Source organism: Williamsoniiplasma luminosum, from assembly GCF_002803985.1.
Lineage (GTDB): Bacteria > Bacillota_I > Bacilli_A > Mycoplasmatales > Mycoplasmataceae > Williamsoniiplasma > Williamsoniiplasma luminosum.
Map to the genome: position 1 here is coordinate 35,596 of NZ_CP024963.1, position 16,140 is coordinate 51,735.

The 16,140-nt window shown below is 29.1% G+C and carries 14 protein-coding genes and 1 riboswitch; all 14 genes read right to left on the reverse strand.

The window, feature by feature from the left end; all coding sequences use genetic code 4:
• Nucleotides 1–16 precede the first annotated feature (16 nt).
• Nucleotides 17–517, reverse strand: coding sequence for a hypothetical protein (locus tag ELUMI_RS00190; RefSeq protein ID WP_025734523.1), 501 nt, complete (start codon nt 515–517; stop codon nt 17–19).
• Entirely contained in the window at nt 450–1,076 is a 627-nt protein-coding gene (locus ELUMI_RS00195; protein ID WP_025734524.1) for a hypothetical protein, read from the reverse strand. Before ELUMI_RS00195 ends, ELUMI_RS00190 begins: the two co-directional genes overlap by 68 nt.
• Before the next feature lie 170 nt (nt 1,077–1,246).
• A riboswitch (cobalamin riboswitch) is annotated at nt 1,247–1,405 on the reverse strand.
• 129 nt (nt 1,406–1,534) lie between these two features.
• Entirely contained in the window at nt 1,535–1,867 is a 333-nt protein-coding gene (locus ELUMI_RS04560; protein ID WP_156921428.1) for a hypothetical protein, read from the reverse strand.
• A 646-nt stretch (nt 1,868–2,513) separates the two neighbouring features.
• Nucleotides 2,514–3,944, reverse strand: a complete 1,431-nt coding sequence (gene gatB / locus ELUMI_RS00205) for an Asp-tRNA(Asn)/Glu-tRNA(Gln) amidotransferase subunit GatB (protein ID WP_025734526.1) — start codon at nt 3,942–3,944, stop codon at nt 2,514–2,516.
• Nucleotides 3,940–5,403, reverse strand: a complete 1,464-nt coding sequence (locus ELUMI_RS00210) for an amidase family protein (protein WP_035018957.1) — start codon at nt 5,401–5,403, stop codon at nt 3,940–3,942. The genes gatB and ELUMI_RS00210 overlap by 5 nt, the downstream gene beginning before the upstream one ends.
• A complete protein-coding gene (locus ELUMI_RS00215) occupies nt 5,403–5,705 on the reverse strand; it encodes an Asp-tRNA(Asn)/Glu-tRNA(Gln) amidotransferase subunit GatC (protein WP_025734528.1) in 303 nt (100 codons plus the stop codon). The genes ELUMI_RS00210 and ELUMI_RS00215 overlap by 1 nt, the downstream gene beginning before the upstream one ends.
• Nucleotides 5,695–7,707, reverse strand: coding sequence for an NAD-dependent DNA ligase LigA (ligA, locus tag ELUMI_RS00220; protein WP_025734529.1), 2,013 nt, complete (start codon nt 7,705–7,707; stop codon nt 5,695–5,697). The genes ELUMI_RS00215 and ligA overlap by 11 nt, the downstream gene beginning before the upstream one ends.
• 70 nt (nt 7,708–7,777) lie before the next feature.
• Nucleotides 7,778–9,784: a hypothetical protein gene (locus ELUMI_RS00225; RefSeq protein WP_025734530.1), complete on the reverse strand. Its 2,007-nt coding sequence runs from the start codon at nt 9,782–9,784 to the stop codon at nt 7,778–7,780.
• A gap of 29 nt (nt 9,785–9,813) precedes the next feature.
• Entirely contained in the window at nt 9,814–10,713 is a 900-nt protein-coding gene (locus ELUMI_RS00230; protein ID WP_025734531.1) for a pseudouridine synthase, read from the reverse strand.
• Between the two features lie 11 nt (nt 10,714–10,724).
• Complete coding sequence (locus ELUMI_RS00235) at nt 10,725–11,699, reverse strand: CPBP family intramembrane glutamic endopeptidase (protein ID WP_025734532.1); 975 nt, start codon at nt 11,697–11,699, stop codon at nt 10,725–10,727.
• A 75-nt stretch (nt 11,700–11,774) separates the two neighbouring features.
• Entirely contained in the window at nt 11,775–12,044 is a 270-nt protein-coding gene (locus ELUMI_RS00240) for an HPr family phosphocarrier protein (RefSeq protein ID WP_025734533.1), read from the reverse strand.
• 103 nt (nt 12,045–12,147) lie between these two features.
• Nucleotides 12,148–14,322 (reverse strand): ATP-dependent helicase, encoded by a 2,175-nt coding sequence (locus ELUMI_RS00245; protein ID WP_025734534.1) that lies wholly within the window; start codon nt 14,320–14,322, stop codon nt 12,148–12,150.
• The gene (locus tag ELUMI_RS00250; RefSeq protein WP_025734535.1) at nt 14,315–15,046 is read right to left on the reverse strand and encodes an RDD family protein; all 732 of its coding nucleotides are present in this window, start codon (nt 15,044–15,046) and stop codon (nt 14,315–14,317) included. The genes ELUMI_RS00245 and ELUMI_RS00250 overlap by 8 nt, the downstream gene beginning before the upstream one ends.
• 12 nt (nt 15,047–15,058) lie before the next feature.
• Complete coding sequence (locus tag ELUMI_RS00255; protein WP_025734536.1) at nt 15,059–16,021, reverse strand: glycosyltransferase family 2 protein; 963 nt, start codon at nt 16,019–16,021, stop codon at nt 15,059–15,061.
• Nucleotides 16,022–16,140 lie beyond the last annotated feature (119 nt).

Here is a 16,140-nt window from a genome sequence, read left to right on the forward strand (position 1 = left end):
TTATTTTTTTGAATCATTACTTAATTGGTGTGTATGTAAAATCAATTCTTAGAAAATCAACTAAATAAATATCAGCCAAACCGGTGTCTTTGTTTAGTGATCAAAAATTCTTTGAATCTCCATTCAAACCATTAATTCCCATTAACATTCCACCCATACCTGGATAGACTTTAAAAGTCATTTTTAACTCTTCTCTATTAGCATCTAAATATTCATAAGCTGTTTTCCCAAATCAAGAAACATCCAATGTTTTATCAAAATTTAAATATCCTTTTTCGTTTTCTTTGATTTGTGTTGGACCCCATTCGGGATGTTTGGTATAACTTTTCATCACTAAATGCACATCACGAGTTCTTAATTGTGATTTTAAATTACTGTATTGAATAAAGGCAAATGCTGATAAAGCAAAAGCAATCACAAGCATCACTGCCATGACAATGATGGTGATTTTAAATTTCTTGTTGTTTTGTTGAGGTTGTTGAGGTTCTTGTGCTTGTTGAGGTTGTTGGTTTTCCATCTTCTAAACCCTTCGTTTCTATTTTTATATTGGTTTTATTCACAAAAATTTTAGGGATGTAACTTTTCATCACTTTCATCACAGGAATGATTAAAGCAACACCAATCAACATGTTGGCAACACCATGAATTAAATCAAAACTAAAGCCAGCAATTCAATATGCCATTGCCCCACTTACACCATAAAACATCATTCAAACACCGGTGTTTAGTGTTCCGAAAGCAAAACCAAAAACAGTCATAATAATGACTCCGATTCATCAATGTTTTAAAATTGCTTTTTTGAAAACTAAATTAATCAATAGGACAAAAATCGGTCAAATGATCATATAAAAAACAACTCAATCACCAAAACCATAAGTCACAAATTCAAGAACATTAAAACAAATTGCAACTGTTAAAATGGCTCAAAGCGGCATGAATAAAGCCCCAATTAAAAAGAGAAATGTGACTAATTCAACATTCGGTAAAAACGATAACGCAACTTGCAAACTATAAATTAAAGCTGTGTAAATCGCGATGAAAACAATTCTAATTGTTGTGAATTTATAATTGATCATTTTTTTAATTCTCCTTTCGAGATAATAAAGTAACAATCAAATTAATTTGATTGTTAGATTTGAGAGCAAACATCTTACTCTAAATTTTTGGAATAAAAACACGATTTAAATAAATCGTGGTCGTGTTTGGAAAAAGAAAATTTAACCAACTTTTTCTGACCAGGAAAAAGAATAATTGTAGAAAGATAATAGGTCTCCTGACTCAAGTTCATCTCAATTATCGCCTTCTCGGTTTCCCAATGGCCTGGATAATTGATCCCTTTTACAGTTGCTGGTACAGTTTTGGCATTTAACCAAATTCCCTTAACATTACTTTTCTGTTTTTATTGCCTTATTATTTTCTCACATTTTTTTCAAGTTAATTTTAAAAATGAAAAATTTGATAAAGATTTAAAAATATTGTATTTAATCAAATATGTAAAAATTCTCCAAGTGATAGGAGAATTTTTAAAATTAATTTATTTTGGTAGTTGAACTGAGTTTTTATAATGGAAAAAGTTTTGAATTGCCGCGTTTTTTAATTCATATAAATGAACTTGTTTTTCATTTATAACAATGTTATTAATATGAAGTTTTTCCATTCATCAAATAAAATTACCAACATTTCTTAAATAGATAAGAAATATCTCAATTTCCTTTATTGGCTTGTTTTTGATTGATAACTTCATAAGTTTTTTTTGACATTTTTTTAAGTCGGAATTTAATTTACCTTCAAACAGATCAACTTTAATTTTTACAAAAGTTGAAGGAATAATTCAAGCAATTAATGGTACACAAAACGAATATATCATTAACCAATGTGAATTTTTTACAGAAATTATGTTTAGTTGATTAGAAGTAACATCTAAATTAAAATTTTCTTGAGCAAATTTGTTTGTTGATTCTAAATCATTATTAGAATATAGCTTATTTTTTGATCAAATTAAAGTGTTGTTTCTTCATCAAAACCATAGACTAACCAATACGTGAAAAACTAAAAGACTAATACTTATAGCAAAAAAGATTGTTATTTCTTTTTTTCGTTAACTTAGTTCCAAGAATTACTCAACAAGCAAATATTATAAAAATTAATCAAGCAATAAATATAAAAATAGCGTAGTACATTAGTGATTTAAGTTTTTCGGTTTTCAAATATAAAGGAAATTCATTAAAATCAATTTGATCTTTGAACATATTGAAAATCGCTTTTTGTTTTATTACTCTGTATACTTGTGTTATGTAATTGTGCAAAGAATACAAAGCAATGTTAAACAAGAATAAAGAGTTGTAATAGCAACTAACATATTATTTCCACCTCCAATAAATTTTTTGATTAAATTTCATATTTTATAGTAATATTTTATTCTCAAAACATCTATTAATCATGTTTATGCTGAAATTTTTAAAAAAACACTAGCAAAATAACCGAAGTTAGTTTGCTAGTGTTTGGCGCTATTTTTAGTTTTTTAAATGTTTCAACAAAATATCGTTGGCGATATCTGGATGAACATTGCCTTGAGTTTCTTTCATCAATAGTCCCATGATTGTTTTTAAAACACGTTCTGGTCGTTCATTGAATTGTTTCAACAATTCTTGGTTAGCTTGTAAAATAGGTTCTAATAAATCTTGAATAATAATTGGATCACTAATTAATTTCAAATTATTTTCCTCAATTATTTGATCAACAGTTTTAATATCTTCATTCATAATAATTGGGAAAATAGTTTTAACATGTTTTGATGAAATAATTCCATCATTTAAATGATTAACTAGACTTGCTAAATTTTTAGGTGTTAATTTAATTTGATCAATTGTTAAATTATTTTTATTTAATTCAGAAAGAATATCAGTAATTAAAAACTTCACAACTTTATTCGCATCATTGGTTAACTTAATCGTTGCTTCAAAAAAATTTGTTAGTTCTAAACTTGATAAAATAATATTCATATCATGAACTTCTAAACCCAATTGTTCCACAAATTTTTTTCTTTTAACACTTGGTAGTTCTGGAGAATTGGCAATCACTTGATCAATTCATTTTTGATCAAGTTGAATTGGAGCAATGTTTGGTTCGGTAAAATATTTATAGTCAATTGCCCCAGCTTTAGCTCTCATTTGCACTGTTTGTTGAGTGGTTTCATCAAATCTTCGGGTTTCTTGTTCAACAATTCCATTTTTTAATAAAATTTCTTGTTGGCGTTCAACTTCAAATTCAATTGCTTTTTTAATGTTAGCAATTGAATTTAAATTTTTAATTTCAACTTTATTTGAAAAGGTTGTAGTCCCAAATGGACGAAGTGAAATGTTGACATCACAACGTAATGATCCTTCATACATTTTGACATCACTAATCCCTAAAAATAGTAAGATTTCTCTTAAATTATTTACATATTCCATTGCTTCATCAGCACTTCTTATCACTGGTTTGGTCACAATTTCGACCAAACCAATGCCACTACGATTGTAATCAATAAATGTTAAATCACCTTTATGAATTTGTTTGGCTGTATCTTCTTCAATGTGCAATCTTTCGATTTCAATATTTTTTTTAATTCCATGAACTTCGATTTCTAAAATTCCTTCACTTCCAATTGGGCAATATTGTTGGGTAATTTGAAAACCTTTAACTAAATCTGGATAAAAATAATTTTTACGATCAAATTTTACTAATGGATCCAATTTCATTTTTAAAGCATTAACAGCTAAGATTGCTAATTCAATCCCTCTTTTATTAACGGTCGGCATTGCTCCAGGATAACCTAAATCAACTTCATTGATCATTGTATTTGGAGTTGCTCCAAAACCAACTTGGGCAGAAGAAAACATTTTACTGTTCGTTTTTAATTCAACATGGTTTTCAATTCCAATGATAATTTCAAAATTATTAATCATATTTTTTATCCCCCACAATTCTATCTTTAATTCCAATAATATCTTCTAAAACTTTTGCTGCTTGCAAAAGTTTTTTATCTTGATAAACTCCAGCATTTAAGTTAATTCCAATCGGCATCGCTTCTTCTGTTGTAAAAGGAATTGTGATTGAAGGAATCCCGGCAAAATTTCCCATCACTAAAATGTCATGTAAGAAATCTGAATCAGCTTTTTCGTCATCTTCTAAAGCTGTTTCAATTAAGGGAGCTGGTTGAAATGATGGTGGCAGAATCAAAATATCATCACTTGCTAAAATATCATTTAAAGCATTGGCGATTAATCTTCGCACACGTTTAGCTTTTAAGAAATAGAGGTCTTGATTTTCTTGTTTTAAATTTAATGAACCAATTACAAATCGACGTTTAACAATTTCACCAAGATATTTTGAACGAGAATTAATCATAATTTGAGCATAATTTTCACCTTCAGCTCTCATCCCAAATCCCATTCCTGAAAGGTTTGCATGTGATGAAATTGCTTCAGGATAAGAAATCATCATATACACAGGATTAATCGTGTTCAATAAATCAAGATCAAAACTGACTTCATTTACCTCATATCCTTTTGCTTTTAACTTATTAAATAACTGTTCATATTTGCGTTTGATTTTTTCAGGCAAATGTTCTTGAACTTCTTTTAAATAAGCAAATTTAGTGGTTGGTTTTAAGTCATTAATGTCCTTTAAAAAATCTTGATCACGAGTTTCGAATGAAGTAAAATCTTTGTCATCTTTTTTGAAAGTCACATCTGCGATCAAAGCCATATCATCAACATTTCTTGTGAAAAATCCAGCATGATCTAAACTTGGTGCATAAGGAATCACTCCATAACGAGAGATAGCTCCATATGTTGGTTTAAAACCAACAATCCCCACATAACTTGCGGGTTTTCGAATTGAATCACCAGTATCTGTTCCTAACGAAAATGGAACAAGACCCTTGGCAACAGCATAAACAGAACCAGATGAAGAACCACCGATTTGTCTTTTTTGATCATACGGATTTGAAATTTCTCCATATGCTGAATGCAATCCGGTTCCACCCATTCCTAATTCATCCAACGTTACTTTACCTGCCATCATTGCTTGATTTTGGTTTAACAATTCAACAATTGTCGCATTAAAATTTGGAATGTAATTAGATAGAATTTTAGACCCTGCAGTTGTTCTAATATTTTTGGTTGAAAAATTATCTTTTGCTACATACGGTATTCCATATAAAAGATTATTTGGATCAAAATTTTGATCCAAATACTGAGCATATCTCAGCATATCATCTGTTGGTAAAGTGATCAAAAAATTTGGTTGATCATCTTTTTGCATTTCTTCAATCACTTGCTTGGTCAAATCAAGAGCGGTGATTTTTTTGGTTCTTAAAAGTTCATGCAATTCTCTTATGCTTAAATTTTTATAATTCATTATTTCACCACCTTTGTAATCACAACAAAGTCATCAATTGTTTGTGGTGCATTATCTAAGACAATTTTTTGATCAATATTTCTAGATTCTGAATCTTCACGTAAAAATGTATGTGCATTTTCTAATGGGTAGTGCATCGCACTAATTCCATCAGTGTTGATGTTTAAAACCTTGGCAAATTTTTCTTTAATCAAATCATCAATTGAAGCTATCATCTCAATCTCTTCTTCATTTAATTCAAGCATAATATCATTTGCAAGTTCTTTTATATAGTCCTCATTTAAGTCATGTTTATTCTTCATTTTCATATTCTCCTATCATTTGATCAAATTCTTGTTCATTGATTATTTTAATTTTTAATTTTGTTGCTTTTTCTGCTTTTGATCCTGCATTATCACCAACTAAAACAAAATTGGTTTTTGATGAAACACTATCACTTATCTTTCCACCATTTAACTCAATCAATTGTTTAAATGAATCTCTTGATTTTGATAACGTTCCTGTAATCACGAAAGTTTTTCCCGTGATCAAGGGATTGGTTTTTGTTTTTTCACCTAAATAATTAAAGTTCACACCATCTTCTTTTAGTTCGTTAATGAGTCTAATATTTTCTTCAATCGTAAACCAGTTTATGATTGATTGAGCCAAAACTTCACCAATTGAATCAATAGTTGATAGCGTTTCAAAATCAGCATTTTTTAAGTTTTCGATATTGCCAAAAGTCTTTGCTAAAACTTTGGCAATTTTTGATCCAACATGCCTAATCCCTAAACCAAATAACACTTTTTCAAAAGATCTATTTTTTGAATCTTCAATTGATTGGATTAAGTTTTCGTAACTTTTTCCACCCATCTTTTCAAAGTTGATAATCTCTGCTTTATGCTTTTCAATTTTATAAATATCATCAATTGAACAAATAATTTTTTCTTCAAAAAATTTATTTAAGGTTGATGATCCTAACCCAACAATGTTCATCGCACCACGTGAAGCAAAATGTTCAAGTGATCTAAGAATTTGTGCCGGACAAGAAAAATTCACACAAAACTGATCAACTTCATTATCGGTTTTTTCTAATTTAGTTTTGCAAGCAGGGCAAAACTCAGCTTTGCTTCATTTTTCTAATTTTTGGTAATCACTATTTTTTACAACCGAAATAATTCCAGGAATAATGTCTCCGGCTTTTTTAATTTTCACAGTTGCCCCAACTCGTAAATCTTTTGTTTCAATTCATTCTGCATTGTTAAGTGTCGCGGCCGTGACTTTCGTCCCGGCTAATTGGACAGATTCCACTTTTGCATTATAAGTAATTTTCCCAGTTCTACCAACTGATGGAAAAATATCTAACAATTTTGTTTCCTTAATTTCAGCTGGAAATTTATACGCAATTGCCCATTTTGGTGTTTTGGCTGTGTAACCTATTTTATCATATAAATTAAAGTCATTTAATTTTATCACTATTCCATCAATTTCATAGTCCAAATCATCTCTTTTGTTTGTATATTCATCAATATAAGCTTTTAATTCTTCGAGATTGTTACACAATCTACCTTCTTTATTAACTTTTAGTCCTTGCTTTTCTATTTCTAACAAGGCATCTTGTTGGGTGTGAATTTTTTTATTATCATTTCATGAAAAATAGTAATATAAAAAAGCATCAAGATTACGACTAGCAACAATACTTGAATCAAGTTGTCTAATAGTTCCGGCAGCTGCATTTCTCGGGTTAGCAAAAAGTGGTTCCTGATTTAAAAGTTTTTCATTATTAATTTTTTCAAATTCTTTTTTCAAAAAGAAAATTTCACCTCTGACCTCAATATGATTTTGATCAGGAATGGTTCAAGGAATTGATTTAATTGTTTTAACATTATTAATCACATTTTCACCAACCACACCATCACCTCTAGTTGTTGCTGTGATTAGTTTTCCATTTTCATAATTTAAAGAAATTGACAAGCCGTCAATTTTCAATTCTGCATAATAAGCATTATTTAAGGTTTTGGTTTGCTTAGCAATTTGATTATTAAAATTTTCAACTTCTTCTCAACTGAAAACATCAGCCAGTGATAACATTGGAATTTTGTGTGCAACTTTTTCAAATTTATCACTAATTGTGTGACCAACTTTTTGAGTTGGTGAATCATTAGTGATTAATTCAGGATGTTCATTTTCAATTTTTTTCAGTTCTTGCATGACCAAATCATATTCTAGATCATCCACAGTTGGAGAATCTAAAGTATAATACTCTTTTGATCATTGATTTAACTTTTTTTTCAACTGTTCTAAGTGCTTTTTTATTTGTTCCATCTTGTGTTATCTTTCTACTATCAATTATATCAATTATGAGTTTTTTTCTTGGAAAAATCCATGAAAAAAACTATTTAGATTTACTCTTAATCTTATAAATTTTTGGCTTTTCAAAAGAATTATATTGTTCGAAAAGTGGACTATTTTTAGAATTCGAATTTTTATTATTTTTGGCTTTTTCTGGTTCTTGTGCTACGTTTTCTTTTTGTTCTGCAAACAAATCAATATTATTAATTTCTGCTCCTTCATATCTTTTTAATTTGGTTCTTTCTTTTGAAGCATTATTGATTTGTTTTAAAATTGGTAAAGATAACAACATAAATAGTCCTACTTTTGGTCTTAAAATAATCGGTAACACTAGCGAAGAACCAAGAGTGATAATCATTGCGAACATGAAAATTTGTAATAATTTGGCAAATGTAACTGAATTTTTGAAAACATTTTCAGCATTAAATAGCACCAATGGATATCTTGGTAAAATAACCAAAATATTAATCAAAATAGAAACGACAATTGGGAAAATTAAACACAAGAAATTGGAAATAACATATTTAAATGTTGAATTATATGTGACAAATCGTCATGTATATTGTCACAGATACATATAATTCACCGACATGAAAAACAACTTAATTATATAAAAAGCTTTTAATGTATTGATAATATATAGAGTATTATTTTCCTTCAAAAGTGTTGCAATTAAAAATGTTATTACAGCTTCAGTGATCAAAAATGATACCGCTATAATGTTGACGGATTTTGCCACTTCCCCAAATTTGCCCTTTGCTTGAATCAACGAAATTTGACCTTGCATCAAGATGATCAGGGCAATGGTGCCCCCATATATTCCTGAAAAAATCGGACTGGTAAAAATAAATTCAACAGCTTGTTTTTCGGCTTGGGCGACCACTTGTACTTGGCCCGCTAATGCTGAAATATCCCTTGATGCGAAGTCATCAAAAATAATTTGCCCGTATAAACCAGTAACAATGTATGGTGAAACCATCGACATGAAAATAAAGGCTGTTGCAGCCACAACCATTGTATACAATTCATATTTAGAATATGATTCTCATTCTAACCGTCCGTTTTTTGATAAAACGGACGTGAAATATTCTCTAAACCCAAGAATCAAACTTGTTAAGATAATTCTTAAATTAAATGCAATCAATAAATAAAGTGATAATGATGAAGAAATTTTAAATCCTGATGACCCTAAAACAATAAATAAAATGATTAAATCAGCATTGATTAAAACGTCTTGACCTAGATTAGATCAAAACATTTTATTGGTCGAATTGACTAATGCATAGTTGTTAAAATCAGGATAGTATTTGATTCAGGTGTAATATCTTTTGACGTATAATTTCATCATAAATCCCCGAATTGGACCATAAACAATTAGCACAATCAGTGGGATGATCGGATGAATAAATTCCTGACTATCAATCGCTTTATTTAAAATTAAAAAGAACGCTCCATAGACTAAAATATCGGTAAATAGAATGATGATTTTTTTGGTGCCCGATTTTTGATCGGCCATAATAATATTTTCATAGATACCAAAAAAACAAGTTGATACGAGTTGTTTAAATCCTAAAATAAAAATAATTCCAACCATTTCTCAAACACTAATTGGCACTGAAATAGCTTTTCCACCTTGTTGTGAAATGGCAATAATTTCAGGCATTTCGATTGGTGTTCCATTCATTAAACTGGGCAAAATTGCCATTTCTAAAGGGTATAAAAATGAAATTGCGGTGATGATTACAATCCCGATTCAAATTGATTGGCGATATTTTGTTTTGGAAGTTGAAATGATTTCATTGGCTGTAATTCAATCAGAATTTGCCATCGGTTTCATCAGCAAAACAACGGTTGCAATTCCCAATGCTCCTTCAGTGCTTCCAACAGCTAAAGATAAGGCGGTCGAAATTCTGATAAACCCATTGACAGATGATCCATAAGCTTTCAAAATTCAGTAAATCATTAAAAATTGGATGACTGCTCCAACAATGGACATGATCGCTCCAACCATTGCATTCATCACACTTTGAAATCCGCTATGTTTATTCATTTTAACCTCCTTACTTTTTTATTGTTTTATTATATATTTAATTCAATTACCTTATCGCTTAAATATTCTAATTCGTTTGGTAATTTACCAAAAACAATTTTATAGGCTCGTAAATAAATCATTTTTTCATTATTAATTTTTTCACCACCATACCTAAAATCATTAATGATTGGTAAGTTGTAATATTCTAAAGTTGCTCTAATTTGGTGTTTTCTTCCAGTGATTAAATGCCCTTCAATCAATAAACTATCTTCATTAGTTTCGATTAATCTAAAACGTGTTTCTGCGGTTTTATAAAAATCTTTTTCTGTTTCACTGTAAAAAGATTTTTGCATTTTGGGATCATAATCAATTCACCCTTTAGCTTCAAAATCGCCAGTTCAATGTTGCTTGCGAACTTTGATTAAATAATACTTATCAATTAATTCATGATCCTTAAACGCTTTTAACAAAATGTCAAGTGACATTTTGTTCTTCGCATAAATCACCAATCCTGAGGTCAATTTATCAAGTCTGTGAACATGTGAAACAACAAATGAATTTTCTTTTTGCGGATCATAAATCCCTTGGTTAAAACAATATGTTTTGACCATATCATCTAATGATTCGTTGATTGGTGAATGCATTTCAACGTTAGCTTCTTTGTTGATGATTAAAATATTTTCATCTTCATAAACTATCTCTAAATCTAAATTTTCAACCATTTTAAAATTATCTCGAACGATTGGTTTATTAGAATCATAAACTTCAACAAGATCATTTAATTTTAAAATGATTTGTGGATCTTTAATTTTTTTACCATTAATTTTGATATCACTTTTTCTGAATCATTTATGAATTACAGATAGTGGTGTTGAAGAAAAAGTTTTCTTCAAAAATTTAAAAATGGTTTGATTTTGATCATTTTTTTGAATTTCAAATTTTGTCATTTTTAGACCTCCTAGTTTATAAATAGCAGAACAAAAGCGAAAGCATTATATCCAGCATGTGTCAATCAAGTATATGTAACATTCCCTCGACAAACACTAAAAATGGTTGAAAAAACTAATCCCGATAAAACATAACTTAGAATATGTTCGACGTCTCCAGAATTAACATGAATCATTCCAAACATTAAAGCACTGACAAATAAAGCAATGGTTCTATTTCCACACCCAACATAAACAGCATGTCTCATCGCCATTTCTTCCACCAATGGGGCGATTAAAATTGTTAGCACAAATAAAGAAATGATATAAGTGATTCTAATAGTCGGATTTTCATTATTAATTAACCCAATCAACTCTGATTGGTTTTGCGAATCTTCACCTAATGCTGTTCCTTTAACTAAAAAACCATACAACTGCCCGATTCCAATCATCAAACCAATTCCGACCAAAATTACGATCAAGATTTTTAATCAGTCTTTTTTAAATGTGCTAATAATTCTTGTTTTTAAATCAGTCGTTCAATACAAAGCGACAATCGCAACGATGATTTCAGCAATAATTTGAAACCAAAGAAAAATAATGTTTTTCCATTCTGACCCAAAATTGATAAGTGATACAAAAGTACTCAAAAGCACTCCAATAAGTGGGACAAATAATTGGAAACCATAGAAAATAAACAATCCAGATTTAAAAAATAGTGCTTTATCTTTGATTAAAAGAAAAACCAAACCAATAATTGTTGAAGCAAACGAAACTAAAAAATTATAAGTTACTAGTTGTGCATTAGTTTTTTCATCAATTGCTGGAGTTGACATACCACCAATAAATCTGAACATGATCAATGAAATCAAAGGCAAAATTAAACCCGTGATAACAAAAATTATTCCATTAGTTTTGTAATTGTATAAATTAAAATAAAATGGGTATTTGGTATTGGTTTCAGAGCTTGGAATTGATATTTTTTCTCAAACTGATTTTCTATCCATTTTATCTCAAACCTCTTTTAAAATATTCTCTTAATATTTTAACATAAATAAAAAAACAACTATTTAGTTGTTCGTTTATCCGCTGATAACTCCGTTAGCAATCATCGCTGCTTTGATACCTACGATTGCTTCTTCAGCATCGACCCCAGTTGCTTCAATTGTAATTTCAGCACCTGATTTGATAGCCATTGCCATAACGTTCATGATTGATTTTATATTTCCAGTTTTATCACCTGAAATAATTTTAATATCAGATGTAAATTTTGAAGCTTCTTTCGCTAGCACTGAAGCTGGTCTTGCGTGTAATCCGACTCTATCGGTAACGATTGCACTAAATTTTGCCATTTGTAAATTCTCCTATTTAAATCACTAATTTGATTATACATTTTATGTATGATTTGTTAAATCTTTTTTGTTCAATATATCATTTTCAACCAAAAAATAAATTTTATTTTTTGGTTAGAACTGGATTATCACTTGCAAGAATCATTGATCCATAACGTGAATCAGTAAATTGAATTTGAAGTTGTCGATCCATTTTTTTAATCACAATTCCATCACCAAACATCACATGATTTACAAGATCGTTTTCGTTGATATCCGTTTTTATCACTTCAATTTCTGGTTTTTCACCAAACACTTTTTTGAGATATGAACCAGATTTTCCTTCTTGTTTGACAAAAATGTTTGATTCATATGTGTATAAATCAGGATTTAATTCTTTGACAAATTTTGATTCAATCAAAGCCCCACCAGATAAATGCGAATATTCACCTTTGATATAACTAATGTACAAAATTTCTTTTGCCCTTGTTAATGCAACATACAACGCTCTTCTTTCCTCTTCAAATTCAGCAATTGTTAACATTGAATTTTTTGAAGGGAAGACATCTCGATTCAAACCAACAACAAAAACCACTTTGTTTTCCAAACCTTTGGCTGAGTGAATTGTTAGTAATGATACACGATTAGATTTTTCTTCATCAGCTTCTTCACTTGCTAAACTTTCTTCTTGTAAAAACGCTAATGTAACATTTTCTTCTCCGTATAATTCTGAATTAAATCCTTTTTCAAAATTTTTAAGTTGATCATATAGTGCTTCAACATTTTTTCACTCATCACGATCTTTGTCATCTAATCTTTTAACTATTGCTTCATATTCTGATTCTTTAACCAAGAATTTCATTAATTCAACAAGTGATTCATTGTTTTCAAACATCACTCTTGCTTTGATAAAAGTGTTTCTGATTGGGTCTAAATATTTCGTAATTGTTCTAACACTATTTTCTTCATCAATCATTAATTCAAAAAGTGATAATTGTTTTTCTGATGCTAAATTGTAAATTTTTTCAATTGTGACATCTCCAACTTTAGGTGTGAATTTAAGCACTCTTTCCACAGATAAATCATCACAAATTGATATTGATTTAAGTAACGCAATTGAATCTTTGATCACTTTACGTTCTCTGAATTTTATACTTCCAATTAAGTTGTAAGGAATTTTGGCATTATCTAGTGTTTTTTCAAACTCTTGAGACCATGCATTCATTCGATACAAAATGAACATATCGCCATATTGATAACCTTGTTCTTCAACTAGTTTTTTTATCTCATGTGCTACGAATCTAGCTTCCCCATATCTTGTTGAAAATTCTTTTAATTTTGGTTTTGGCCCGTGATCATTATTTGTAAAAATTGATTTTGGTTCACGGTGTTTGTTGTGTTCAATCAAATCATTTGCTAAATTTAAAATTTGTTGTGTTGAACGATAATTTTCGTTCAACACGACAGTCACAGCATTAGGATAAACTTGATGAAACTGCATGATAATTTGAATTTTAGCCCCTCTTCATGAATAGATCGTTTGATCAGGGTCTCCAACAACTGTTAGATTATTTTTCCCAGCGGTTAAGAGTTTGATTAAATCAAACTGAATTTCATTGGTATCTTGAAACTCATCGACCATAACATAATCAAATCTATTTCTTCATTTTTGTAAAATATCTTTATTATCACGAAAGATTTTATAAACCAAAATTTGTAAATCATCGAAATCAACCAAATTTTGTTCAAATAAATGTTGTTGATATTTCTTATAAATTTTAGCAAAGGCTTTTTCTTCAATGTCTTTACAAATATCCAAAGCTTCATCAGGTTCTGTTAATTCATTTTTTCAAAAACTAATTTTTGATAATGCTTTTTTATCAAATCTATTCAATGTACCATCTTCATTTAGTTTCATATTTTTGATGATTTTACGGATGATTGCTCTTTGATCATTTGAATCTAATATTGAAAACTTATTATGCAGCCCAATTGCTTCACATTCTTCTCTTAAAACACGAGCACAAAATGCATGAAATGTTGAAATGAATGGATTAACATTTTCATTATCCAGCATTTTTTTGATTCTTTCTTTCATTTCGTTTGCTGCTTTATTAGTAAATGTCATTGCCAATATTTTTCTCGGAAAAATATTTTTTTCATTAATCAAATAAGCAATTTTAGCAGTAATTACTCTGGTTTTCCCAGATCCTGCTCCTGCAATAATTCTCAAAGGAGTATCAGTTGTTTTAACGGCAATTAATTGTTGTTCGTTTAAATTTTCAAATAATTTATTCATTCTTTTCTCCTTCTTTATCAATGTTTTGAATTTCTTCAATTTGGTCTTTGTTAAAATTTCCTGGTTGATCTTTTAATGAAACATGTGTTTCTTGGTTAGTGATTAACTTGTCTTTATTTGGCTTTGATCAACCATGAAATTCTTCTTTATAAACAACATAAACTCCATATTTAAGATCAACACTTGCTTGATGATTTTTTTGAAATTTAATACTCATGCCAACAAAAAATAATCATAATCCATAAAATAAAAATCCAATATTTTTCAAAAAAATCAACATCCAAATTGCATCTGCTGTTTCTTTATTTTTTGTGGTACTTTGAAAAATTAAAATGGTTATAACTTGAAATAAGAATGCTAAGAATCAAGGAATCAAAAGAAAATAACTTTCTCTCAACAACAGTGGGAGAAAATCAGGTTGGCTTTTACCTTTTTGTTTCAATCTAATTTGAAACAAAAGTTTTCCTAATGTGTTGCCTTTTGTTCAGTAAGGAATAATGACAAAGTAAATGATTGTTGCAAAAAAAGATGATGCGACCAGAACGATGATTGGTAGTCAATCACCAGGTGTAGATTTTCAGGTTGCATTAAGTATAACTCATGGGATTGCCAATATTAACAAATCAAAAAATCTAGCAAAAAAAATTCTGTAGACATTTGCTATTTGATATTTTTTTTCAGAATACACATTAGCTTTAGTTCTTTTTTTTGCTAGATAATTCATCAATCCTCCTACCTATTTATTTTTTTTGATTTCATTTGTAATGAACGTATTAAATTCCAAAATATATTTTGTGAATTCTGGATCTTTGTTTTCTAAAAAGATTTTGTTTTCATTGATAAATTCTGATAATTTAGCATCCATTTTAGTTTTGACATATTTAAGTGCTTTTTTATATAATTGTTTATTATCAAATTTAGAAACCATGCTTAAAAAACCAATTGTTAAACCATAAATATTTGCATAATTTAATTCATCTTTCAGTTCTTTGTAAGCACCAATTCGACGGTAATAATTTAAAATATGTGGTCATTGATTAACAAGATCAAAAGCAGAATATTTCAAAACATTTCTTCTGTGAGTATTAATCATTTTTGAAATTTTATAAAAGGTTCTTGCATGACCAAGTGCTTTGTAAACAAACAATGTATCAAATCTGTTTCATCTTCTAAAAGTGATTCTAAAATCTCTTAAAAATTGTAATCTAAACATTTTTCCATAAATGTTTTGATTGACATAAGCATAAACATCTTGTTCCTTGGTCAAATCATAAACTCGATCGCTTTCCAATAAAGCACTATCACTATAACCTTTTGCAATCCCAGAAAGCTCTTGAGTAAACTGAATAATATCCAATTTTTGTGGATGTTTTTGAACTGCTTCATTAATTGTTTCCACAAAAATTGGTTCCAAAACATCCCCTTCTTTCAAGATTGAAAAATATTCACCTTTTGCTAATGAAATCGCTAAATTTCAATTCGAACCAGACCCTTGAGATTTATTATTCAAAACAAGTGTAATATTACTATTTTGCTCAAACTGTTCACGAATAAAATCCAAAGATTCTTTTTCGATATTCGGATCATCATTGATCATCAAAATTTCAAAGTTTTGGTTTGTTTGTTTTTTCAAAGAATTTATGGTTTTAAAAATTCTTTCTTCTCTTCCTTGCGAAGATATGATGAAGCTAATTAACATAAAAACTCCTTACTTCTATTTAATATCTTTTATTTTATCACCTTCTTATTTTTTCCTCATAAAAACTATTTTTTTGTCATCTAAATTTTTGACATTTTTAAAATTCTATTTCCTTTTTT